Source organism: Saccharothrix sp. ST-888, assembly GCF_000955975.1.
Classification (GTDB): Bacteria; Actinomycetota; Actinomycetes; order Streptomycetales; family Streptomycetaceae; genus Kitasatospora.
In genome coordinates this window covers 16,081-32,247 of record NZ_JYJF01000043.1, presented here as the reverse complement: position 1 = coordinate 32,247, position 16,167 = coordinate 16,081, and the positions used below count along the sequence as shown (strand labels likewise).

16 protein-coding genes are annotated in these 16,167 nt (G+C 73.9%); 7 read left to right on the top strand and 9 right to left on the bottom strand.

Going from position 1 to position 16,167, the window contains the following annotated elements:
- Nucleotides 1–256 precede the first annotated feature (256 nt).
- The 4 genes from UK12_RS15935 (at nt 257) to UK12_RS15920 (ending at nt 3,463) form a co-directional block, all read left to right on the top strand.
- Entirely contained in the window at nt 257–835 is a 579-nt protein-coding gene (locus tag UK12_RS15935) for a hypothetical protein (RefSeq protein WP_197084894.1), read from the top strand.
- 203 nt (nt 836–1,038) lie between these two features.
- A complete protein-coding gene (locus UK12_RS15930) occupies nt 1,039–1,815 on the top strand; it encodes a LamB/YcsF family protein (protein ID WP_045303628.1) in 777 nt (258 codons plus the stop codon).
- A gap of 98 nt (nt 1,816–1,913) precedes the next feature.
- Nucleotides 1,914–2,558: a 5-oxoprolinase subunit PxpB gene (pxpB, locus tag UK12_RS15925; protein WP_156178755.1), complete on the top strand. Its 645-nt coding sequence runs from the start codon at nt 1,914–1,916 to the stop codon at nt 2,556–2,558.
- Between the two features lie 32 nt (nt 2,559–2,590).
- Nucleotides 2,591–3,463 carry a biotin-dependent carboxyltransferase family protein gene (locus tag UK12_RS15920; RefSeq protein ID WP_045303627.1) on the top strand — a complete coding sequence of 291 codons (873 nt, stop codon included), beginning with the start codon at nt 2,591–2,593 and terminating at the stop codon, nt 3,461–3,463.
- Between the two features lie 97 nt (nt 3,464–3,560).
- On the opposite strand, the gene UK12_RS15915 is transcribed toward UK12_RS15920, so the two are convergent.
- Entirely contained in the window at nt 3,561–3,938 is a 378-nt protein-coding gene (locus UK12_RS15915; protein WP_197084893.1) for a hypothetical protein, read from the bottom strand.
- A gap of 191 nt (nt 3,939–4,129) precedes the next feature.
- Between UK12_RS15915 and UK12_RS15910 the strand changes: the two genes are divergently transcribed.
- On the top strand, nt 4,130–4,972 hold the full coding sequence (locus UK12_RS15910; protein ID WP_045303650.1) for an undecaprenyl-diphosphate phosphatase: 843 nt from the start codon (nt 4,130–4,132) through the stop codon (nt 4,970–4,972).
- An 82-nt stretch (nt 4,973–5,054) separates the two neighbouring features.
- Here UK12_RS15910 and UK12_RS15905 read toward each other — a convergent pair whose 3' ends face one another.
- From UK12_RS15905 to UK12_RS15895, 3 genes are all read right to left on the bottom strand, one after another.
- Entirely contained in the window at nt 5,055–5,825 is a 771-nt protein-coding gene (locus UK12_RS15905; protein WP_045303626.1) for a DUF1775 domain-containing protein, read from the bottom strand.
- A 199-nt stretch (nt 5,826–6,024) separates the two neighbouring features.
- Nucleotides 6,025–7,473, bottom strand: coding sequence for a hypothetical protein (locus UK12_RS15900; RefSeq protein ID WP_045303625.1), 1,449 nt, complete (start codon nt 7,471–7,473; stop codon nt 6,025–6,027).
- Nucleotides 7,474–7,845: 372 nt separating this feature from the next.
- Nucleotides 7,846–9,312 (bottom strand): DNA-binding protein NsdB, encoded by a 1,467-nt coding sequence (locus UK12_RS15895; RefSeq protein ID WP_045303624.1) that lies wholly within the window; start codon nt 9,310–9,312, stop codon nt 7,846–7,848.
- 486 nt (nt 9,313–9,798) lie between these two features.
- Here UK12_RS15895 and UK12_RS15890 point away from each other — a divergent pair, with 486 nt between their 5' ends.
- A complete protein-coding gene (locus UK12_RS15890; RefSeq protein WP_082119654.1) occupies nt 9,799–10,959 on the top strand; it encodes an aminoglycoside phosphotransferase family protein in 1,161 nt (386 codons plus the stop codon).
- A 253-nt stretch (nt 10,960–11,212) separates the two neighbouring features.
- Here the strand turns inward: UK12_RS15890 and UK12_RS15885 are convergent, their stop codons facing one another.
- The 3 genes from UK12_RS15885 to UK12_RS15875 all read right to left on the bottom strand — a co-directional run bounded on the left by UK12_RS15885 (nt 11,213) and on the right by UK12_RS15875 (nt 14,428).
- Complete coding sequence (locus UK12_RS15885) at nt 11,213–12,433, bottom strand: acyl-CoA dehydrogenase family protein (RefSeq protein WP_045303623.1); 1,221 nt, start codon at nt 12,431–12,433, stop codon at nt 11,213–11,215.
- Nucleotides 12,434–12,793: 360 nt separating this feature from the next.
- Nucleotides 12,794–13,288: a hypothetical protein gene (locus UK12_RS15880; RefSeq protein WP_045303622.1), complete on the bottom strand. Its 495-nt coding sequence runs from the start codon at nt 13,286–13,288 to the stop codon at nt 12,794–12,796.
- A gap of 882 nt (nt 13,289–14,170) precedes the next feature.
- Nucleotides 14,171–14,428: a DUF397 domain-containing protein gene (locus UK12_RS15875; protein ID WP_442973797.1), complete on the bottom strand. Its 258-nt coding sequence runs from the start codon at nt 14,426–14,428 to the stop codon at nt 14,171–14,173.
- Nucleotides 14,429–14,683: 255 nt separating this feature from the next.
- Here UK12_RS15875 and UK12_RS15870 point away from each other — a divergent pair, with 255 nt between their 5' ends.
- Complete coding sequence (locus UK12_RS15870; RefSeq protein WP_082119653.1) at nt 14,684–15,196, top strand: PTS-dependent dihydroxyacetone kinase phosphotransferase subunit DhaM; 513 nt, start codon at nt 14,684–14,686, stop codon at nt 15,194–15,196.
- Between the two features lie 44 nt (nt 15,197–15,240).
- Here the strand turns inward: UK12_RS15870 and UK12_RS15865 are convergent, their stop codons facing one another.
- Entirely contained in the window at nt 15,241–15,717 is a 477-nt protein-coding gene (locus tag UK12_RS15865; protein WP_045303621.1) for an NUDIX hydrolase, read from the bottom strand.
- A 113-nt stretch (nt 15,718–15,830) separates the two neighbouring features.
- Nucleotides 15,831–16,082, bottom strand: coding sequence for a hypothetical protein (locus UK12_RS15860; protein WP_045303620.1), 252 nt, complete (start codon nt 16,080–16,082; stop codon nt 15,831–15,833).
- Nucleotides 16,083–16,167 lie beyond the last annotated feature (85 nt).

Genomic DNA, 16,167 nt, shown 5'->3' with positions numbered 1-16,167 from the left:
GTCGGCGGCCGGGCCCGGGGCGGGCCGGGCGGCTGCGGCGGGCGGCCGGAGCTCGTACTCGGCGCTCTGATCTGCGATGGCGGTCACGGGGGACAAGATTAGAGGTTCACCCCGGGAAGGTCCGAAACGAGCCCGGCCGGCCCGGTCCCCGGCGGCCCGAGATCGAGTTGAACGCGTTCAATTCGAGGCCTGGAGTCGGCTCCGAGCGAGCGGACGGCAGGTCCGACCGCCGCTCCGACGCGTGGGGGGCGTGGTCATGGCAGAGCTGGCAGTCGCGGGACCGGCGGACGGACGGAGCCGAGGCGAGGGCGCCGCAGCCGGAGCCGTCGAGCTGCGGCGGGTCAGGACCTGGTTGTGGATCTTCGTGGTCTGCCTGGTGGCCAGCGGTCTGACCGCCTTCCCCCTGCAGACCGAGTCGCGCTGGCTGGCCGACCTGATCGGCGGCTCACCGCTCGGCAGCGCCGTCCCGGAGGCGACCGCCTGGGCGGAGCAAGTGCGCGACGGACTGGCCGACACCGGCGCGCGCTACCCCTTCCTCGCCTACGGCACCGACTGGCTGGCCTTCGCACACCTGGTGATCGCGGTGGCCTTCTGGGGGCCGATCCAGGACCCGGTGCGCAATGTCTGGGTCATCGAACGGGCGATGACCGCCTGCGCCGGGGTCATCCCGCTGGCGCTGATCTGCGGTCCGCTGCGCGACATTCCGCTGTACTGGCGATTCATCGACATGTCGTTCGGCATCGTGGGCGTGCTGCCGCTGCTGATCGTGCTGCGCGGGATCCGGCGCCTGGAGCGGGTCGGTGCCCCGCAGGCCGACCGGCCGCCGACGGCCTGACCCTGCGGGCCGTGCGCATGCCGCGCAACTCCCAAGGGAGCACGGAGCCGTAGCGGGTTCCGCCACTCGGCGGAGCGCGCGGCAGCCCGGTGCACGCTCCCCTGCCGGGTCACGTTCACCCCGGCCACCGGCCAGGCCCTACCATCAACCCGAACAGCGGGCCTGGGCAGGCGCGGCAGCAGGACGCGGGAGGCGGGCGTGGCGTGGCCGATGCGGTGATCGATCTCAATGCGGATCTCGGTGAGGGATTCGGACGCTGGAGCCTGACCGATGACGAGGCCCTGCTCTCCGTGGTGACCAGCGCCAACGTGGCCTGCGGCTTCCACGCCGGCGACCCCTCCATCATGCGCCGGGTCTGCGCACTGGCCGCCGAACGCGGGGTGCGGATCGGCGCCCAGGTCTCGTACCGCGACCTGGCGGGGTTCGGACGCCGGGCGATGGACGTCCCGCCGGAGGAACTCGCCGACGAGATCGCCTACCAGATCGGCGCGCTCCAGGTCTTCGCCCGCGCGGCCGGCTCCCGGGTCTCGTACGTGAAGCCGCACGGCGCGCTCTACAACAAGGTGGTGGGCGACTCCGAGCAGGCGGAGGCGGTGGTGGCGGGGGTGCTGCGGGCCGGAGCGGTCTGCGACGGGCCGCTGCCCGTACTCGGACTGCCCGGCTCGCGGCTGCTGGCGGTGGCCGAGGGCGTCGGACTTCCGGTGGTCGCCGAGGCGTTCGCCGACCGGGCCTACACCTGGGCGGGCACCCTGGTGCCGCGCCGCGACCCGGAGGCCGTGGTGCACGACCCGGAGGCGGTGATCGCGCGCGCCGTGGGCATCGCCCGGGACGGCCTGGTCACCGCCGTCGGCGGCGAACCGGTCGCCGTCGAGGCCCGTTCGCTCTGCGTGCACGGCGACACACCCGGCGCGGCCCAGCTGGCCTGGCGGGTGCGCGGCGCCCTGGCCTCGGCCGGTGTGCGGGTCGAACCGTTCTCCTGACCGGATCCGGCGGATCGGCACCGGTACGGGCACGCGCAGACACAGCACGGGCACGGCACGGCAAGGGGGTTCGGTGACGACGGCAGGGGTGGCGTTCCATGGCAGAGGGTTTGACGTTGCACCAGGTCGGCGAGGACGCCGTGCTGGTGGAAGCCGACCGGATCGAGCGCGTGACGGCGCTGTACGTCGAGCTGCTGGCCCGACGGGACGAACTCCCGGAGATCACCGAGATCGTGCCCGCCGCGCGAACCGTCCTGCTGGACGGCGTCGCCGCCCGCCCGCTCCTGCTGCGGACGCTGGCCGGGTGGGCGATCCCCCTGCACCCGCCCGCCGAGGGCCCGCTGGTCGAGGTGCCGACGGTCTACGACGGAGCCGACCTGGCCGAGGTCGCCGCACTGTGGGGCGTCTCACCCCAGGCGGCGGTCCGGATCCACAGTGCGCCTGAGTACCGGGTGGCATTCTGCGGATTCGCCCCGGGCTTCGGCTACCTGACCGGCCTGCCGGAACGCTACGAAGTGCCCCGCCGCGAGACTCCGCGCAGCTCCGTGCCGGCCGGATCGGTCGCTCTGGCAGGCCAGTTCACCGGGGTCTACCCGAGCGCCTCCCCCGGCGGCTGGCAGCTCCTGGGCCGCACCGCGCTCACCCTCTGGGACATCCGGCGCGAGCCCCCGGCGCTGCTCGCCCCCGGTGTCCGGGTGCGCTTCGTGCCGGTCCGTGGCGGCGCAGACGCACCGGCAACCTGACAGGGCATCAGAGACTTTCGGGAGGGCGGACGATGAGCGGCCTGCTGGTAGTGCGACCAGGGCCGTTGACGACGGTCCAGGACCTCGGCCGGCGCGGCGTGGCACACCTCGGCGTACCTCGCGGCGGCGCCCTGGACGGACCCGCCCTGCGCGCGGCGAACCGACTGGTCGGCAACCCGCCGGGCGCAGCGGCCCTGGAGACCACCATGGGCGGCGTCGCACTGGAGGCGCTCGCCCCGGTGCTCGTCGCGGTGACCGGCGCACCCGCCCCCGTACTGGTCGGCGGGCGCCCCGCCGCGTGGGGCGGGCCCGTCGCGGTGCCCGCCGGGGCGGTGGTCGAGGTCGGGCCCGCCACGCACGGGGTGCGCAGCTACCTGGCGGTGGCGGGCGGACTCGCGGTGCCCGAGGCGTTCGGCAGCCGCTCGGCCGATCTGCTGTCGGGGCTCGGCCCGGCACCGCTGACCGCAGGCCAGGTGCTACCGGTCGGCCCCGCCGTCGGGCCGCACCCCGGCGTGGACGTCGTCCCGCTGCCCGCGCCCCCGGCCGAACTGGTGCTGCGCCTGCGGCCCGGCCCCCGGGCCGACTGGTTCACCGGCGCGGCGCTGGCCGGGCTGCCGCGCGCCCGCTACCGCGTGGCCGCGGCCAGCAACCGGATCGCGCTGCGCACCGAGGGCCCCGCACTGGCCAGGGCCCGGGACGGTGAACTCCCCAGTGAGGGAATGGTGCTGGGGGCGGTCCAGGTTCCGCCGGACGGCCTGCCCGTGATCTTCCTCGCCGACCACCCCACCACCGGCGGCTACCCGGTGATCGGCGTCGTTCCGGCCGCCGACCTCGCCGCCGCCGCCCAGTCCCGCCCCGGCACCCCGCTCCGCTTCTCCCTCCTGCGCGGCCACCCCGGCCCCTGACGGCGATGGCCCGACCCGCGCTCTGCCGGCGCCGGGTACCGGGCTGCCGGACTGCCGGACTGCCGGGCCGGGTCGGGCAACTCGCCCGGGGCAGTGGTCAGTTCTTCCGCAGGGCGGCCAGGAAGACGTCGGGCTGGTCGAGACTGAGGCGCAGCTCGCGCAGGCGCACGGGGACCTGGACGGCGTAGGCGCGCACCGGCGGATCGAGTTCCAGCCGGACCAGCCCCTTGGCCGAGCCGTTGACCAGCCAGTGTCCGCCGAAGCCGTGCACGCCCCAGCCGGTGACCCCGCCGCTGTCGGGGCCGGCGGAGCGGATCGTGTTCAGCGGGATCCGCGCGCGGAAGGCCCAGCCCAGCCGCACCGTGACGACACCCTCGCCGATCCGGACGCCCGCCCGGCGCCGTCCCAGGCCGAATGCGGTGGCCAGCGGAACGAACCAACTGTCGTAGCGGATCGGGAATTCGGAGATTGTCACACCGTCAGCTTCGCACACCATCGATCGGAAGAAAGCCAGTTCGAGCGGTCTTGATGCCGTGTTGATGCCCAGGACAGCGCCCATACATCTCAGCTGTCTGCGTTCGACCGGCTCCGGCCTCGCGCCGCCCCGACGAGAACAGGACCGCAGATGAGCACCGCCCCACGGACCGCTTCGGCAGGCGCCCGGTGATCGACTGGCTCCGCGCGGCCGTCCTCGGCCTGGTCCAGGGACTGACCGAGTTCCTCCCCGTCTCGTCCTCCGCTCATCTGCGGGTGTTCTCCGCGCTGGCGGGGTGGGACGACCCCGGCGCGACCTTCACCGCGGTGATCCAACTGGGCACCGAGTCGGCCGTATTGATCTACTTCCGGCGGGACATCGTCGCGATCGTCAGCGCCTGGGCGGCCTCCCTCTTCCGGCCGGAGCGGCGCAGCGACCCCAACGCCCGGCTGGGCTGGTACGTGATCGCGGGCACGCTGCCGATCGCCGTGATCGGCAAGGTGTTCCAGGACTCGATCGAGACCGAGCTGCGCGATCTGCGGATCATCGGCACCACGTTGATCGTGTTCGGCGTGATCCTGGCGCTGGCCGACCGCTCCCGGGCGATCCGCCGTGCCAGGCCGATCAGCAGCCTGACCTTCCCGCACGCGGCCGGGTACGGGCTGGCGCAGTCGCTGGCCCTGATCCCCGGGGTGTCCCGGTCCAGCGGCACGATCAGCGCCGGTCTGCTGCTCGGCTACAGCCGGGAGGCGGCCGCCCGGTACTCGTTCCTGCTGGCCATTCCGGCGGTGCTGGCCTCGGGCGTGCTGGAGCTGTTCAAGATCGGCGAAGGTCCGGCACCCGCCTGGGGACCGACCCTGTTCGCGACCGCGATCGCCTTCCTGGTCGGCTACGCGGCGATCGCGTGGTTCCTCAAGTACATCTCCACGCACAGCTTCCTGCCGTTCGTGATCTACCGGGTGGCCCTCGGTTCGGTGATCATCGGCCTGGTCACGGGCGACGTCCTCGCGCCGGACGCCGGTTCGATCGCGTGATGCCGCTGTCCTGCTCCGGCCTGGACCGGAGCAGGACAGCGCCTGCCGGAAACTCCCCGAGCGGGCGGGGCCCGTCTGCGGGTCAGCTCCCGATGGAGCGGCGGCGCCACCAGACGGTGCCGACGACGGCTGCCGCCAGGACCACCACCACCGTGATGATCACCGGGGCGTTGCCGGAGGACGAGCTGCTGTCGGACGCCTTCGCCGAAGCGGAGGCAGAAGCAGCGGAAGCGGGGGAAGAGGCAGAAGCAGCGGAAGCCGAGACCGACACAGCGGCAGCAGCAGAAGCGGAGGCCGGGGCACTCGGCGCGGCGGAGGCGGACCCGCTCGCGGCCGGGTCGGCCGGCAGCGGGGTCGCCCCGGCGGCCGCAGCGGCCAACTTGAGTACCGGAGCCGGGTGTTCCGGGGTGATCCCGGACTGCGGCAGCTCGATCCAGCGGTCGACGTGGCCGTCCGAGTAGGTGACCAGCGACTTGAAGACCAGTTCCTTGGCATCCGGCAGCTGCCGGACCTTGATCTTGTAGTCGGCGGCCTTGGACGGCGCCAGCGCGGGACCGGCGACGGTGTAGCCGTCGGCGGCGGGCGCGAGCTTCCACCCCTGCGGGCCGTCGGTGAGCGTCACGTCCCCGGGCGCGATGCCGGTCGGCAGTGCCACCCGGATCTGGCTGATACCGGCCGTGTCCGACTCACCCTCCGCGTTGAACGAGACGACCGCGCCGACGGCCAGCGCCTGGGCCCCGTCCGACTCGACCTCGACGTGCGCCAGCGCGGGGCCCGCCAGCGCGAGCACTCCCGCCAGGGCGGCGACGGGCGTGGCGGCACGGGCGAGGAGGCGCGAAGGGGAACGGTTCATGAGAACAGCTGCTCCAGGGAGGACGGAAGCACGGACAACGACGGACGGAACGGCCGAACGGCCCCGCCATCATGCCCCAGCCGGCGCCGACCCGGTACGGGGCGTCCGGTTCCCCGTCACCTCGTGCCGACCCGCCTGACTCGTCCCGCGCGCCGTCAGCCGACCAGCGCCGCGCTCCGTACGCAGCGTCCGCCTGCGGCTACGTACGGTCCCGCGAGGTCAGCCGACCGCGTACCGCGGCGTGGACCTCGGCCTCCTCGGCCGGGTCGGCGGCGAGGCGGCGCAGGCGCTCCAGCACCCGGACGTCGCCGGTGGTGGTGACATGCCGGGCGGCGAGTTCGCGGGTGGTCTCCTCGCAGTCCCAGAGGCACTCGACGGCGATGCCCCGGGCGAAGTGCGGATCGGTCACCGCGAGGGCCCGCGCCGCACGGCCGCGCAGCTCGGAGGAGGCCGCCTCACCGTAGATGTGGCGCAGGGCGGGGACGGCGTGCACGGCGGCCAGCCGCCCCGCTCCGTCGACCAGGGTGCCGAGCCCGGCACCGCCCACCCCGCGGACCGAGAGCCAGCGGCGCAGCGCGGCGACCACCAGCGGCCCGTCGCAGGGCTCCCCGGAGTCGGCCAGCAGCTGGACGGCGGCCTCGCCGAGCGCGCTGTCGGCGCCGCCGCTGTCCGGGTCGGCCCAGCGGCGGGCATGGCCCAGGACCTCGGGGCCGCGCATCCGGCCGACCAGCTCCAGGGCGGCGGTGACGATGCGCTCGTCGATGTCCGCGGCCGCAGTCTCGATCAGGGCGGGTGCGGCAGGATCCTGCTGGTCCGCGAGATAGCGCAGGGCGGCGATCCGGGCACCGGGGGCGCCGACCAGCGCGGCGTCCAGTACCGCGTCGCGGTCCTGCGGGCGGACGACGGCGGCCAGGCAGCGGGCCGCCGCGGCGGCCCGGCGCGCCACCGCGCCGCTGTCCGGGGATCCGCCGTCGGAGCCCGGCTCCGCCTGGTCGGCCCAGGCGAACACGTCGGCGGTGCTCCAGCCCGGGGTGACACCGCTGCGGTTCAGCTGCCGCTGCCAGAGGTCGAAGGGCGACTGCTCGCTGGCGGCGGCGATCCTCGGGTGCTGGGCGGCCCACAGCCGCCACGGCCTCGGTTCGTACGCGGAGCGGATGGCGGCGCGCAGCTCGGCCTCGCCGCGCTCGTCCTCGGGGAAACGGGCCAGCACGGCCGGGGCGAGGGAGAGCAGCGAGCGGTCGTCGTCGCGCAGGGCCAGCTCGTCCAGGGCCCAGGCCCAGTTGGTGCCGACGGCGGTGTACCCGCGCAGCAGGTCGAGGGCGTCACGGCGGCCGTAGGCGGCGAGGTGGCCGAGGACCGCGAGGGCGAGGCCGGTACGGCCCTCGTCCTGGTCGAAGACGTCGGCGAGGTCGTGCAGGTGGTGCTCCAGACCGCTGAGCGGAGCCTCCAGCTCCATGTAGAGCCGTGCGTAGTAGAGCGAGCGGTTCTCGACCTGCCAGTCGGAGCGTGGATCGCTGGTGACGCATTCCTCAAGGGCGGCGAGCGCCTCGGCGCGGTCGGCTGCCAGCGCATGCAGCTGCCCGTCACCGCGGCCTCGCTGAAGGAGGCCGAGGAGGCTGGCGCTGGGCGCTATCACTGGCTCGAACATGAGGTCAGCATCCGTTGCGGCAGTCGTAGGGGGCAACGGGATTTCCGTCGCCGGGGGTTACTGGTCGGTCCTGCGTGGGCGCCCCGGGCGCCGGAATCACCGAAGGTTACCGCCTGGGCGCCCCTTACGCACACAAGACCGATCAGGACTACCCGCCCTCCACCGGCCCGACACCGGAACCGGACCGCCCGCACCGGCCCCACCTGGAACGGTCCGCAGATCTCCCGACAACGCACCCGGTTTGCACACAACTGCGGCGCGGCCGCGACCTGATCAAGCCACCACCGCGCCGCTCCCGGGCACCCCGTCCGTCCGGATCGGGACCCGGTCGACCCCCGGCCGGATCGGACCCCTGGAGTCCGACGGAGCCGGTCAGATGGTGCGGGGCCGCTGCGGCATCACGGAGTCGATCTCGTCACGCAGCTCGGCGACCGCCGGAATGCCCTGGTACTTCGCCGACAGCCGGTACATCTCGCGCAGCCGGTCCCAGGTCCGCATCGAGGAGGTCTGGCTGATCGACGCCAGCGCCATCTTGGCCTGCACCTGCGCCTCGTCCGGCTCGCCGGAGATCCAGTAGACCGAGGCGAGCGTGATCCGGTCCAGCAGGGCGGAGCGCTCCCGGCCGTTCCTGGCCCGCCGGTCGATCGCCTGCCGGGCGTGCAGTTCGGCCAGCCTGACGGCGCCCGGGTCGTGCTCGGCGAGCGTCCGGTAGACCAGGGCCTGCATACCGTGCAGTTCGGCCTCGTCGAAGAGCAGCATCCAGCTCGGCGCGGGGTCGTCGTTGCGCTGCACGAAGAGCTCCTCGGCCTCGCCGAGCACTCTGCGGGTCGCGGCCGAGCGGCCGAGCGAGGCCTGCGCCCAGGCCTCGACGGTCCGCAGCATCGCTCTGGTCTGCGGCATCGCGCGCTCACCGCTGCTGGCCTGGGCGAGCTGCATCAGCTCCAGGGCGTCGTCGGCCCGGCCCAGGTGCAGCATCTGCCGGGCCGCCCGGGAGACCGCCTCCCCGGCCCGCGGCCGGTCCCCGGCCTCCCGGGCGGCCTGCGCGGCGATCACGAAGTACCGCTGGGCGGTGGGCTCCAGGCCCACGTCGTGGGACATCCAGCCGGCCAGCACCGAGAGGTTGGCGGCGACCGTCCACAGCCGCTGCTTCACCCCGGGGGTCAGGTCGTGCGTGAGCAGGCCGCCGACCTCGTTCAACTGGCCGACCACCGCCTTGCGTTGCAGGCCGCCGCCACGGGAGGCGTCCCAGGCCCGGAACACCTCCACCGAGTGCTCCAGCGCGGCCACCTCGTCGGCGCCCACCGGACCGGGTTCGTACACGTCGACCACGGGGTGCGGGCCCCCCTGGGTGATCACTTTCCGGGGACCGGGGCGTTCCGCCGCGTACGCCACGTCGGGGCCGCTGAGCCAGTCGTACAGGTTGTCGGCGATGACGGCACCGGCCGTGAGCGTGGCTGACGCCCCCACAAATCCGCGTCGGTTGAGCATGAGGTCCATTCCCGTGAACTCGGTGAGGACCGCGGCCGTCCGATCCGACTCCCAGGGTTCTGCCGACGGCGTCATACCGGGCCTGGTTCGCCGGTGTCGTTCCAGACCGAGGTCCTCAGTGGTGACGACACGGCCGAGCCGCTCGGTGAACACGGCGGCCAGCAGCCTCGGCACCGGGTCGCGCGGGATCTCCCCCTGCTCGATCCAGCGCCGCACCCGCGAGGTGTCGGTGGACAGCTGCTGCTGACCCATCGCCGCACCCCGCCGGTTGACCAGCCTGGCCAACTCGCCCTTGGACCAGCCGGTCAGGGCGAAGAGGTCGGCGAGTCTGGCGTTCGGCACCTTGCTCACGTGAAGCCCCCAGGTTCCTCGGCTGATTTCGACACTAGTAGCTCTGTCATGTGCCACGCGACCATTCGCCAGGCTTCGCCAGGGTCCGCCACATGGTGTACCAGTGGCAGTCGGGTGTCAGGTAGGAGTGCGCCACCTCGACTTCGGGTCGGGACGGCCGAAGACCCGGTCAGGCCATATCTGACCGGCCGTCAACGACCGCTCCCGAGGCCTCATCCGAGGGGGTGGCGCGGCCGGGTGGCGCGCAGGCGCCGGGCACGGCCACGGCGACGGCGGCCTCCGCACTTCCCCAGGGTGCGGACGGCCCGCCACCGCCGCCGCGGGGTTCCGCCCCCGCACCGTCCGTGCCCGGCGCCTGCGTTCCACCCTCCCTGCCCCGACGGTGCGCCAGGAACCCGCGCCGGCCGGGCAGTTCCGTAGACATCAGGGCGTCGGCTCTCACCGGCAGGGGCCACCAACCGGCCAGGAAGGGACTCTCACTCCCCCATGTACTCCTCAGCCACCAGCGGCACCACCCAGACCCGCACTGCGCTGCGCCCCCCCACCGCAGCCGCCGGCGGCCGACCCGGGCAGGGCCCGGCCCCGCGTGGTGCCGACCTCCGCGACCCCCGAGCGCTGGCGGGCCGCGGCCCCGGCGGACCGGCCCCGCTCCGGCCCGTCGACCAGTACGCCGCGCGCGCCGGGGCCGAGCGGCTGCTGCGCGGCCGGCACGCCGACCCCTCGGTGGACCGGGTCGACCCGGCGGCGCTGCAGACTCCCGCCGTGCGGGCGGCGGTCGCCAACATCTCGCGGATATGTCCCGCCTTCCTCCCCCGCCAGGTACTCCGGGAGGGCAGCCAGCACATCCTGATCGCCGGCACCATCGGCCGGGCCCCCGTGGTCGCCAAGTGCGTGGCGCCGCAGGCCCTGCGCAGCGAGCAGCACACCCAGCTGGTCGAGCGCTTCCACCACGAGGTGGCGGTCTACCGGGCCTTCGTCCGGCACCGTCCGCCGGTCCGGCTGCCCCGGCTGGTCGCGGCCGACCACGACCGCTGCGTCCTGGTGCTGGAGCGGGTCCCCGGCCGTCCGGCCTCCCGGGAGCGGCACCCGGTCAACGCGCCGACGCCCGGCGAGGTGCGCGCGGTGCTCGGCGCCGTCCGGACGCTCAACCTGTGGCGCCCGCCGACGGACGTCTTCGGCAAGCCGCTCGACTACCACCTGGAGATCTCCCGGTTCCACTCGGTCGGCCAGTTGACCGACCGGGACGCGGGCGACCTGCGCCAGCTGCTGCACGGTGTCCAGCACACCTCCTGGCAGCTCTGCCACGGTGACGCGCTGCTGGGCAACATCCTGCTCGCGCCCTCCGGCCCGGTGCTGCTCGACTGGGAACAGGCCGGGTGGTACCTGCCGGGGTACGACCTCGCGGTGCTCTGGAGCGTCCTCTCCGGAGACACCGCCGCCCGCCGCCAGATCAGCCAACTCGCCCAGTCCGGCGGGACGGTGGCGCGGGACGCGTTCCTGGTGAACCTGGTGCTGGTGCTGATGCGGGAGATCCGGCTGCACGACGTGCCCGGCGCGGGCGAGGAGCAGCGCATCATGATCCGCCGCCTGTACGACGACGCCGCCCTCGCCCGCCGAGCGGTCCGCGCCGCAGTGGGCACCCGCTGAACCGCCGTGCCAGGCACGGCGCCTCGGAGGCACGGGACTGCCTCCGAGGCGCCGGGGCGCAGCGCCGCCGGAGGTGCGGGGAGCTGCGCGAGACGGAAGGATCCCGGGCTTCGGCCCGCCGCGAGACCACAGTGCACCGCCCCACCGGCAGGTGACCGAGCCCCCCTCCCCACCGAGCTCGGCCGACCCGCAGACGGTCTCCCGTTTCGTGCAGTTCCCCGCGCCCCCGAGAGGCGCTGCGCCCCCTGTGCGCTCAGTGCTCCCGGCGTGCGCCGCGCTCAAGGGCGGCGCACCCGACCGCATCGAGCACCACCTCGTCGGCCGGGAAGTACACCCGGCCGCTGAGGATGTCGCGCAGGTAGCGTTCCAGTGGGTGGCGGCGGCTCAGCCCGGGGTTCCCGGTCAGCGTGACGGCCTGCTGAACGGCCCCGGTCGTGGTGCGGTTGACGATCAGCTGGGCGGCCGAACTGCGGGCCACGGCCGCCGGCTCGCCCCGGTCGACCCCGGCGGCCAGCCCGGCGACCAGCTCCTCGGCGGCGATCAGCGAACTCTCGATCTCGCCCAGCGCGGTCCGGTAGCGGGGCAGAACAGCGTGGGGGTACCCCCGGCCGGAGGCTGGGGGAGGCTCTGCCAGGTCGGCGGGGGTCCGCTGGCTCAGGAAGCGCACCAGCCAGTCCTGCGCGGCGCGCGCCACCCCCAGGTGGACGGCGGACAGCGCGAGGTCGTGCCAGGCCAGGTCGAGGCGTTCGGCGGCCAGTTGGGCCTCCGGACGCGGTCCGCCCGCCTCGGTCAGCCCGATCGCGGCCTCGGCGGGCACCCGCACACCGCTGAACAGGACGTCGTGCCCGGCGCTGGCGCGCAGCCCGAGTTGGTCCCAGACCGGGTCGACCTCGATGCCCTCGGTGTCGCCGCGCACCAGGAACAGGCCGGTCCGCGGGGCCGGTTCGTCGGTCCTGGCGCAGACCGCCATCCAGGCCAGTGCCTCGGATCCGGTGCAGTACGTCTTCCGGCCATCCAGCACCCAGCCCCCGTCGGCCGCCCGCCGCGCCACCGTGCCGGGTGTGCCACCGGGCTCGGTGCGCAGGGTGTTGACCAGGGCGGGTCCGCGCCGGGACTCACCGATCAGCTTGCGGTAGACCGGGGTCGGCCAGCGGGCGGACCTGGCCTGCTCGGCGTGCTGGAGCAGGGTGAAGGCGGCGAGTACGGCCACCGAGGCGTCACCGCGCCCGAGTTGGCCGAGCACCCGGACGGTGTCGGCGAGCGTCCCGCCCGGGCCGCCGTACCGCCGGCCCACCGTCAGGGTGAGCAGGCCCGCCTCGTGCAGGGCCTCGATCCCCTGGTACGGGAAGGTCGCGTCCCGGTCGTGCTCCTCGGCCCGGGCGGCGAGCAGGTCGACCACCCGGGGCAGGCGGGCCAGGGCCTCGGCGACGGCTGACGGTCCGTCGGTCGGCCGGTCGGCGGAACGGGTGCTCATGATGCTGGGGCCTCCGGGGCGGCAGCGTGATGCTCGGCAGACTGCGGGCGGCACACCGCGGCGGTGTGCGATTCCGGACGCGGCGCCCCGGAACCGAGGTCCCCGGCCCCGAGACACCCCTGGGCCGCTCGGTTCAGCCGGGCGCGCGCCACCGAGGGGACGGACGGTCCCCTCTCAGCAGCCCGGACACGCCGCGCTCGCGGTCCGCCGCAGGTCGAGATAGCTGCGGCGGGTCAGCAGCAGGCGGCGACACGACATGCTCGTGACTGTACGAAGCATTGATCGAAACCGTCAAGCAGTCCTCGGCCGCGGCGGAACGCCCACTCGGGCACCATCCGCCGCCGCGGCGACCGGACCGGGTCAGCCCTGCTGGAACATGTCCGCGGGCAGCGGCTTCAGCAGCTGGTAGAGATCGTCCGAAATCGGCCGGTCCCAGGAGGCGATGGTGACCTGGACGCCGTCGCTGCGCCCGAACTGGGCGCAGAACACCCGCTCCTCGCTGACCTTGACCTTCTTCACGATCAGCAGGTCGTCCCCGAGCATGACCGGAAAGTCCTCCGCCGAGACGAACTCGACCGGCTCCTCGTTCTCCAGCGCCTCGAGCAGCTGGTGGACCTCGAACGGGACGCCGTCAGCCGTGTCCCTGGCCGGCGAGCCCTCCGGCAGGTTCCCGATGAACATCGCCGGGCCGCGGCCGCCGAACAGGTCGTACCGCAGGAAGATGCCCTGGCAGGAGCCGTCGGGAGCGCTCATCATCATGGCGCCGAAGTGACCGGGCCAGTCTCCCGGGTCCATCGCGAGCACGTCGAAGTCCGGTCCTGCGGGCGAGCCGGAGCGACGGCGGAGAAATGACATGGCACCCATCGTACGTGCCCGTCAGCGGCCGGTTCACGGTGCGGGTGGGGGCTCGGTCGAGATCCACGCTCAGAGACCAATGTTGACTCTGAGCAACCACCCGGGCTACGTTCGGTTCTGCACGACAGCCGCTGTGGACTCGATCCACCGGGGGGCGGCATGTCGCAGCGCGCCCGCGTGCGCGTTCCTCACTGTGCACACCGTCATGCGACACAACAGACCCGCCGGATCACTTCCAGCCGTCCACAGACCACCAGTAGCACCACAGCACACACCAAGAGCCAGGTTCGCGGGGCCCCAGGCCCGTCGCACTCGCGGACCTGTCCGGGACACCGCCGCGTGGGGGCGTGCGGATCCCGGGCATCGGTTCCACGCCTGAGTCGCTCTCGGGCGCCTGGAGCCACGCCTCCCGGCGACTGCCGACCTCTTCGGAGGCCGGGACCGGCCGACGCACCCGGGTGCGTTCGGGGATTCACCTACGGGAGGTGCTCGGCACTCGTGCCGGGCTGTACAGCAGGCGCCGTGTACGGCCGCGTGGGGGCGGTCGGCACGGCGTCTGTTGTCTGCTCATACTGTGGGCCGTTGCTTGTCTAACAGTCAACGAGTTTTCGGCCACCAGATTTATTCTCGGCTCACGCCGAGCGCTCGCGCCGAGCCCCGGGAAGCGTCCGGCGATCCGCGCCGGGATTCCCCAACGCCCCACGGGCGGAGCCGACCTGACACACCACGAACGGACCGGGCCTGCGGATACGGCTCCGGCCGCCGCGCACCCGTCCCGCCGTGCACACCTCCCGGCGCGCCCGGCCCCGGCCGGATCGAGCCGGACCGGGACCGGACTGCTCCACTCCGATCAGGAGCCGGCCCCTGATCGGTCGAGCCGGGTCAGGTGAGGTCGAACTCGCCGTCCCTGGCGCCGAGTACGAACGCGCGCCACTCCGCCGGAGTGAAGACCAGCACCGGCCCCTCCGGCTGCCGGCCGTCCCGCATCGCGATGTACCCCTCGACGAAGGCGATCTGCACATCGCCCACGCCCTGGCTGCTGGAGAGCCACTCGGCATCGGTGAGATCCAACTGTGGCTTCCGGCTGCCCTCAAGGGTCCCCGTACCGCCGCTCTCCACGCTCGTCCCGATAGTGGCCACTGGTGTGCTCCTCCCGACGTCGTCCGAAGCCCCAGCGTAGCCACGCCCGCCCCGCACGGAAGTGCTTGCGCCCAGGTCTCCTCCGACCGGGGCCAGTAGGCCGGTTCCGGCCGTGTCCCGGCGTGGACTGTGCTAACGGATGACACGGCCCGGTTCGCCCCGGCGGACGCGCCGGGCTGCGAGAGTGTTGGTCGCACGCCCCATCGAGTCCGCCGAGCCCGCACCTTCCACGACACTGGCCGACAGGAGCAGCCGATGAACCGCCGGGACGCCCCCGAGGCCGATGTCATCCCGATCTCCAACGCGCCCTCCGCGCCGCACCCCGAGACCCCGGCCCCCCGGTCGACCCGGCCGACCGGCCACGGCCGGGTCGGCGTGGTGCTGGTCTCGCACAGCGAGGAACTCGCCGCCGCCACCGGCGCGCTGGCGGTGGCCCTGGCGCACAGCGAGGACCCGGCCCCGGTCGCCACCACCGGCGGCAGCCTGGGTGACGGCCCGGGGACCAGCGCCGTCCTGATCGCGGCAGCCGCCCGCCGGGTCGACCAGGGCCACGGGGTCGCCGTCCTCGCCGACCTGGGCACCGCGGTGAGCACCGTCCGGGCCCTGCTGGCCGAGGCGGACGAGCACGGGCTGCCCTTCCCGGTCCGCTTCGCCGACGCCCCGTTCGTCGAGGGCGCGGTCGCCGCCGTGGCCACCGCCACCGCGGGCGGCGACCTCTCGGCGGTCCTGGACGCGGCGGAGGAGATGTACCGCCAGCACAAGCTCTGACGCCCTCGCCGAGGCAGGGCAGCGGCAGGGACTGTCGGGGGCGGTCAGCTCGAAAGGGCGAAGACGGTCCTGCCGTCGAAGGCCAGCGCGATGTCGATCCTGCGCCGGGCGTACTCGTCGAGCTCGGGCAGGGCCGCCAGCTCGAACCAGCCGACCTCGAACGACTCGTCGTCGTTCACCCTTGCCTCGCCGGACAGCGGACGGCAGCGGAAGGTCAGGTCCAGGTACTGAGCCCGGTCCCCGTTCGGGTACTGCTGGAGTTCCGAGACGGTCACCGAGGTCAGCGCCTCCGGCAGCACCGTCACCCCGGTCTCCTCCCGGCACTCCCGCACCATCGCGTCGGCCGGCTCCTCCCCGGGGTCGAGGATGCCCCCGATCAGCGCCCACCGGCCGTTGTCGGACCTGCGGTTGAGCAGCAGGCGCCCCTGCTCGTCCAGGACCACGGCGGTGACGGCGGAGAGCCAGAGCGGCCGGGTTCCCACGAAGGACCGGAGTTCGGCGAGGAAGGGAGGGATAGCCATGGGCAGACCCTACGTGCCGGGCACCGAGCGGACCACCAGCGAGCACCCCCGGCGTACGCCCGGCGCACGCCGCACCCGCAGCCCCTCCGACCGGAAGCGCGAACCGGCCCGGGTCAGGGGCCGGTGCTCCGGAACAGGGCCAGCGCCACCCGGGTGAGCAGCAGCACTCCGGCCGCCAGGCAGCCCGCCACCGCCATCGCCCAGGCCGGTCCGTCGCTGTCCGGGACGACCACCGCCACCAGGATCCCGGCGGCCAGGCAGGCTGCGCCGACCAGACCGAGCAGCAGCCGGTGGCGCTCCAGGGCGCAGCCCCCGAACAGCCGTGCAACACGGCCTTCGGGCCGGTCACTCCGCGTCTCTCCCATGACACTCACCGTATACCCGGGCCACCCGGCGCCGCAGTGCGGCCGTGCGCCCCCGCGCGGGCGCCGCCGAGCCTCAGCGCGCCTC

What these genes read in the sequence shown, in the direction of transcription:
- UK12_RS15935 (WP_197084894.1), top strand. Translation starts at nt 257, where the DNA reads ATGGCAGAGCTGGCAGTCGCGGGACCGGCGGACGGACGGAGCCGAGGC.
- pxpB (WP_156178755.1), top strand. Translation starts at nt 1,914, where the DNA reads ATGGCAGAGGGTTTGACGTTGCACCAGGTCGGCGAGGACGCCGTGCTG.
- UK12_RS15920 (WP_045303627.1), top strand. Translation starts at nt 2,591, where the DNA reads ATGAGCGGCCTGCTGGTAGTGCGACCAGGGCCGTTGACGACGGTCCAG.
- UK12_RS15905 (WP_045303626.1), bottom strand. Translation starts at nt 5,825, where the DNA reads ATGAACCGTTCCCCTTCGCGCCTCCTCGCCCGTGCCGCCACGCCCGTC.
- UK12_RS15900 (WP_045303625.1), bottom strand. Translation starts at nt 7,473, where the DNA reads ATGTTCGAGCCAGTGATAGCGCCCAGCGCCAGCCTCCTCGGCCTCCTT.
- UK12_RS15890 (WP_082119654.1), top strand. Translation starts at nt 9,799, where the DNA reads ATGTACTCCTCAGCCACCAGCGGCACCACCCAGACCCGCACTGCGCTG.
- UK12_RS15885 (WP_045303623.1), bottom strand. Translation starts at nt 12,433, where the DNA reads ATGAGCACCCGTTCCGCCGACCGGCCGACCGACGGACCGTCAGCCGTC.
- UK12_RS15880 (WP_045303622.1), bottom strand. Translation starts at nt 13,288, where the DNA reads ATGTCATTTCTCCGCCGTCGCTCCGGCTCGCCCGCAGGACCGGACTTC.
- UK12_RS15870 (WP_082119653.1), top strand. Translation starts at nt 14,684, where the DNA reads ATGAACCGCCGGGACGCCCCCGAGGCCGATGTCATCCCGATCTCCAAC.
- UK12_RS15865 (WP_045303621.1), bottom strand. Translation starts at nt 15,717, where the DNA reads ATGGCTATCCCTCCCTTCCTCGCCGAACTCCGGTCCTTCGTGGGAACC.
- UK12_RS15860 (WP_045303620.1), bottom strand. Translation starts at nt 16,082, where the DNA reads ATGGGAGAGACGCGGAGTGACCGGCCCGAAGGCCGTGTTGCACGGCTG.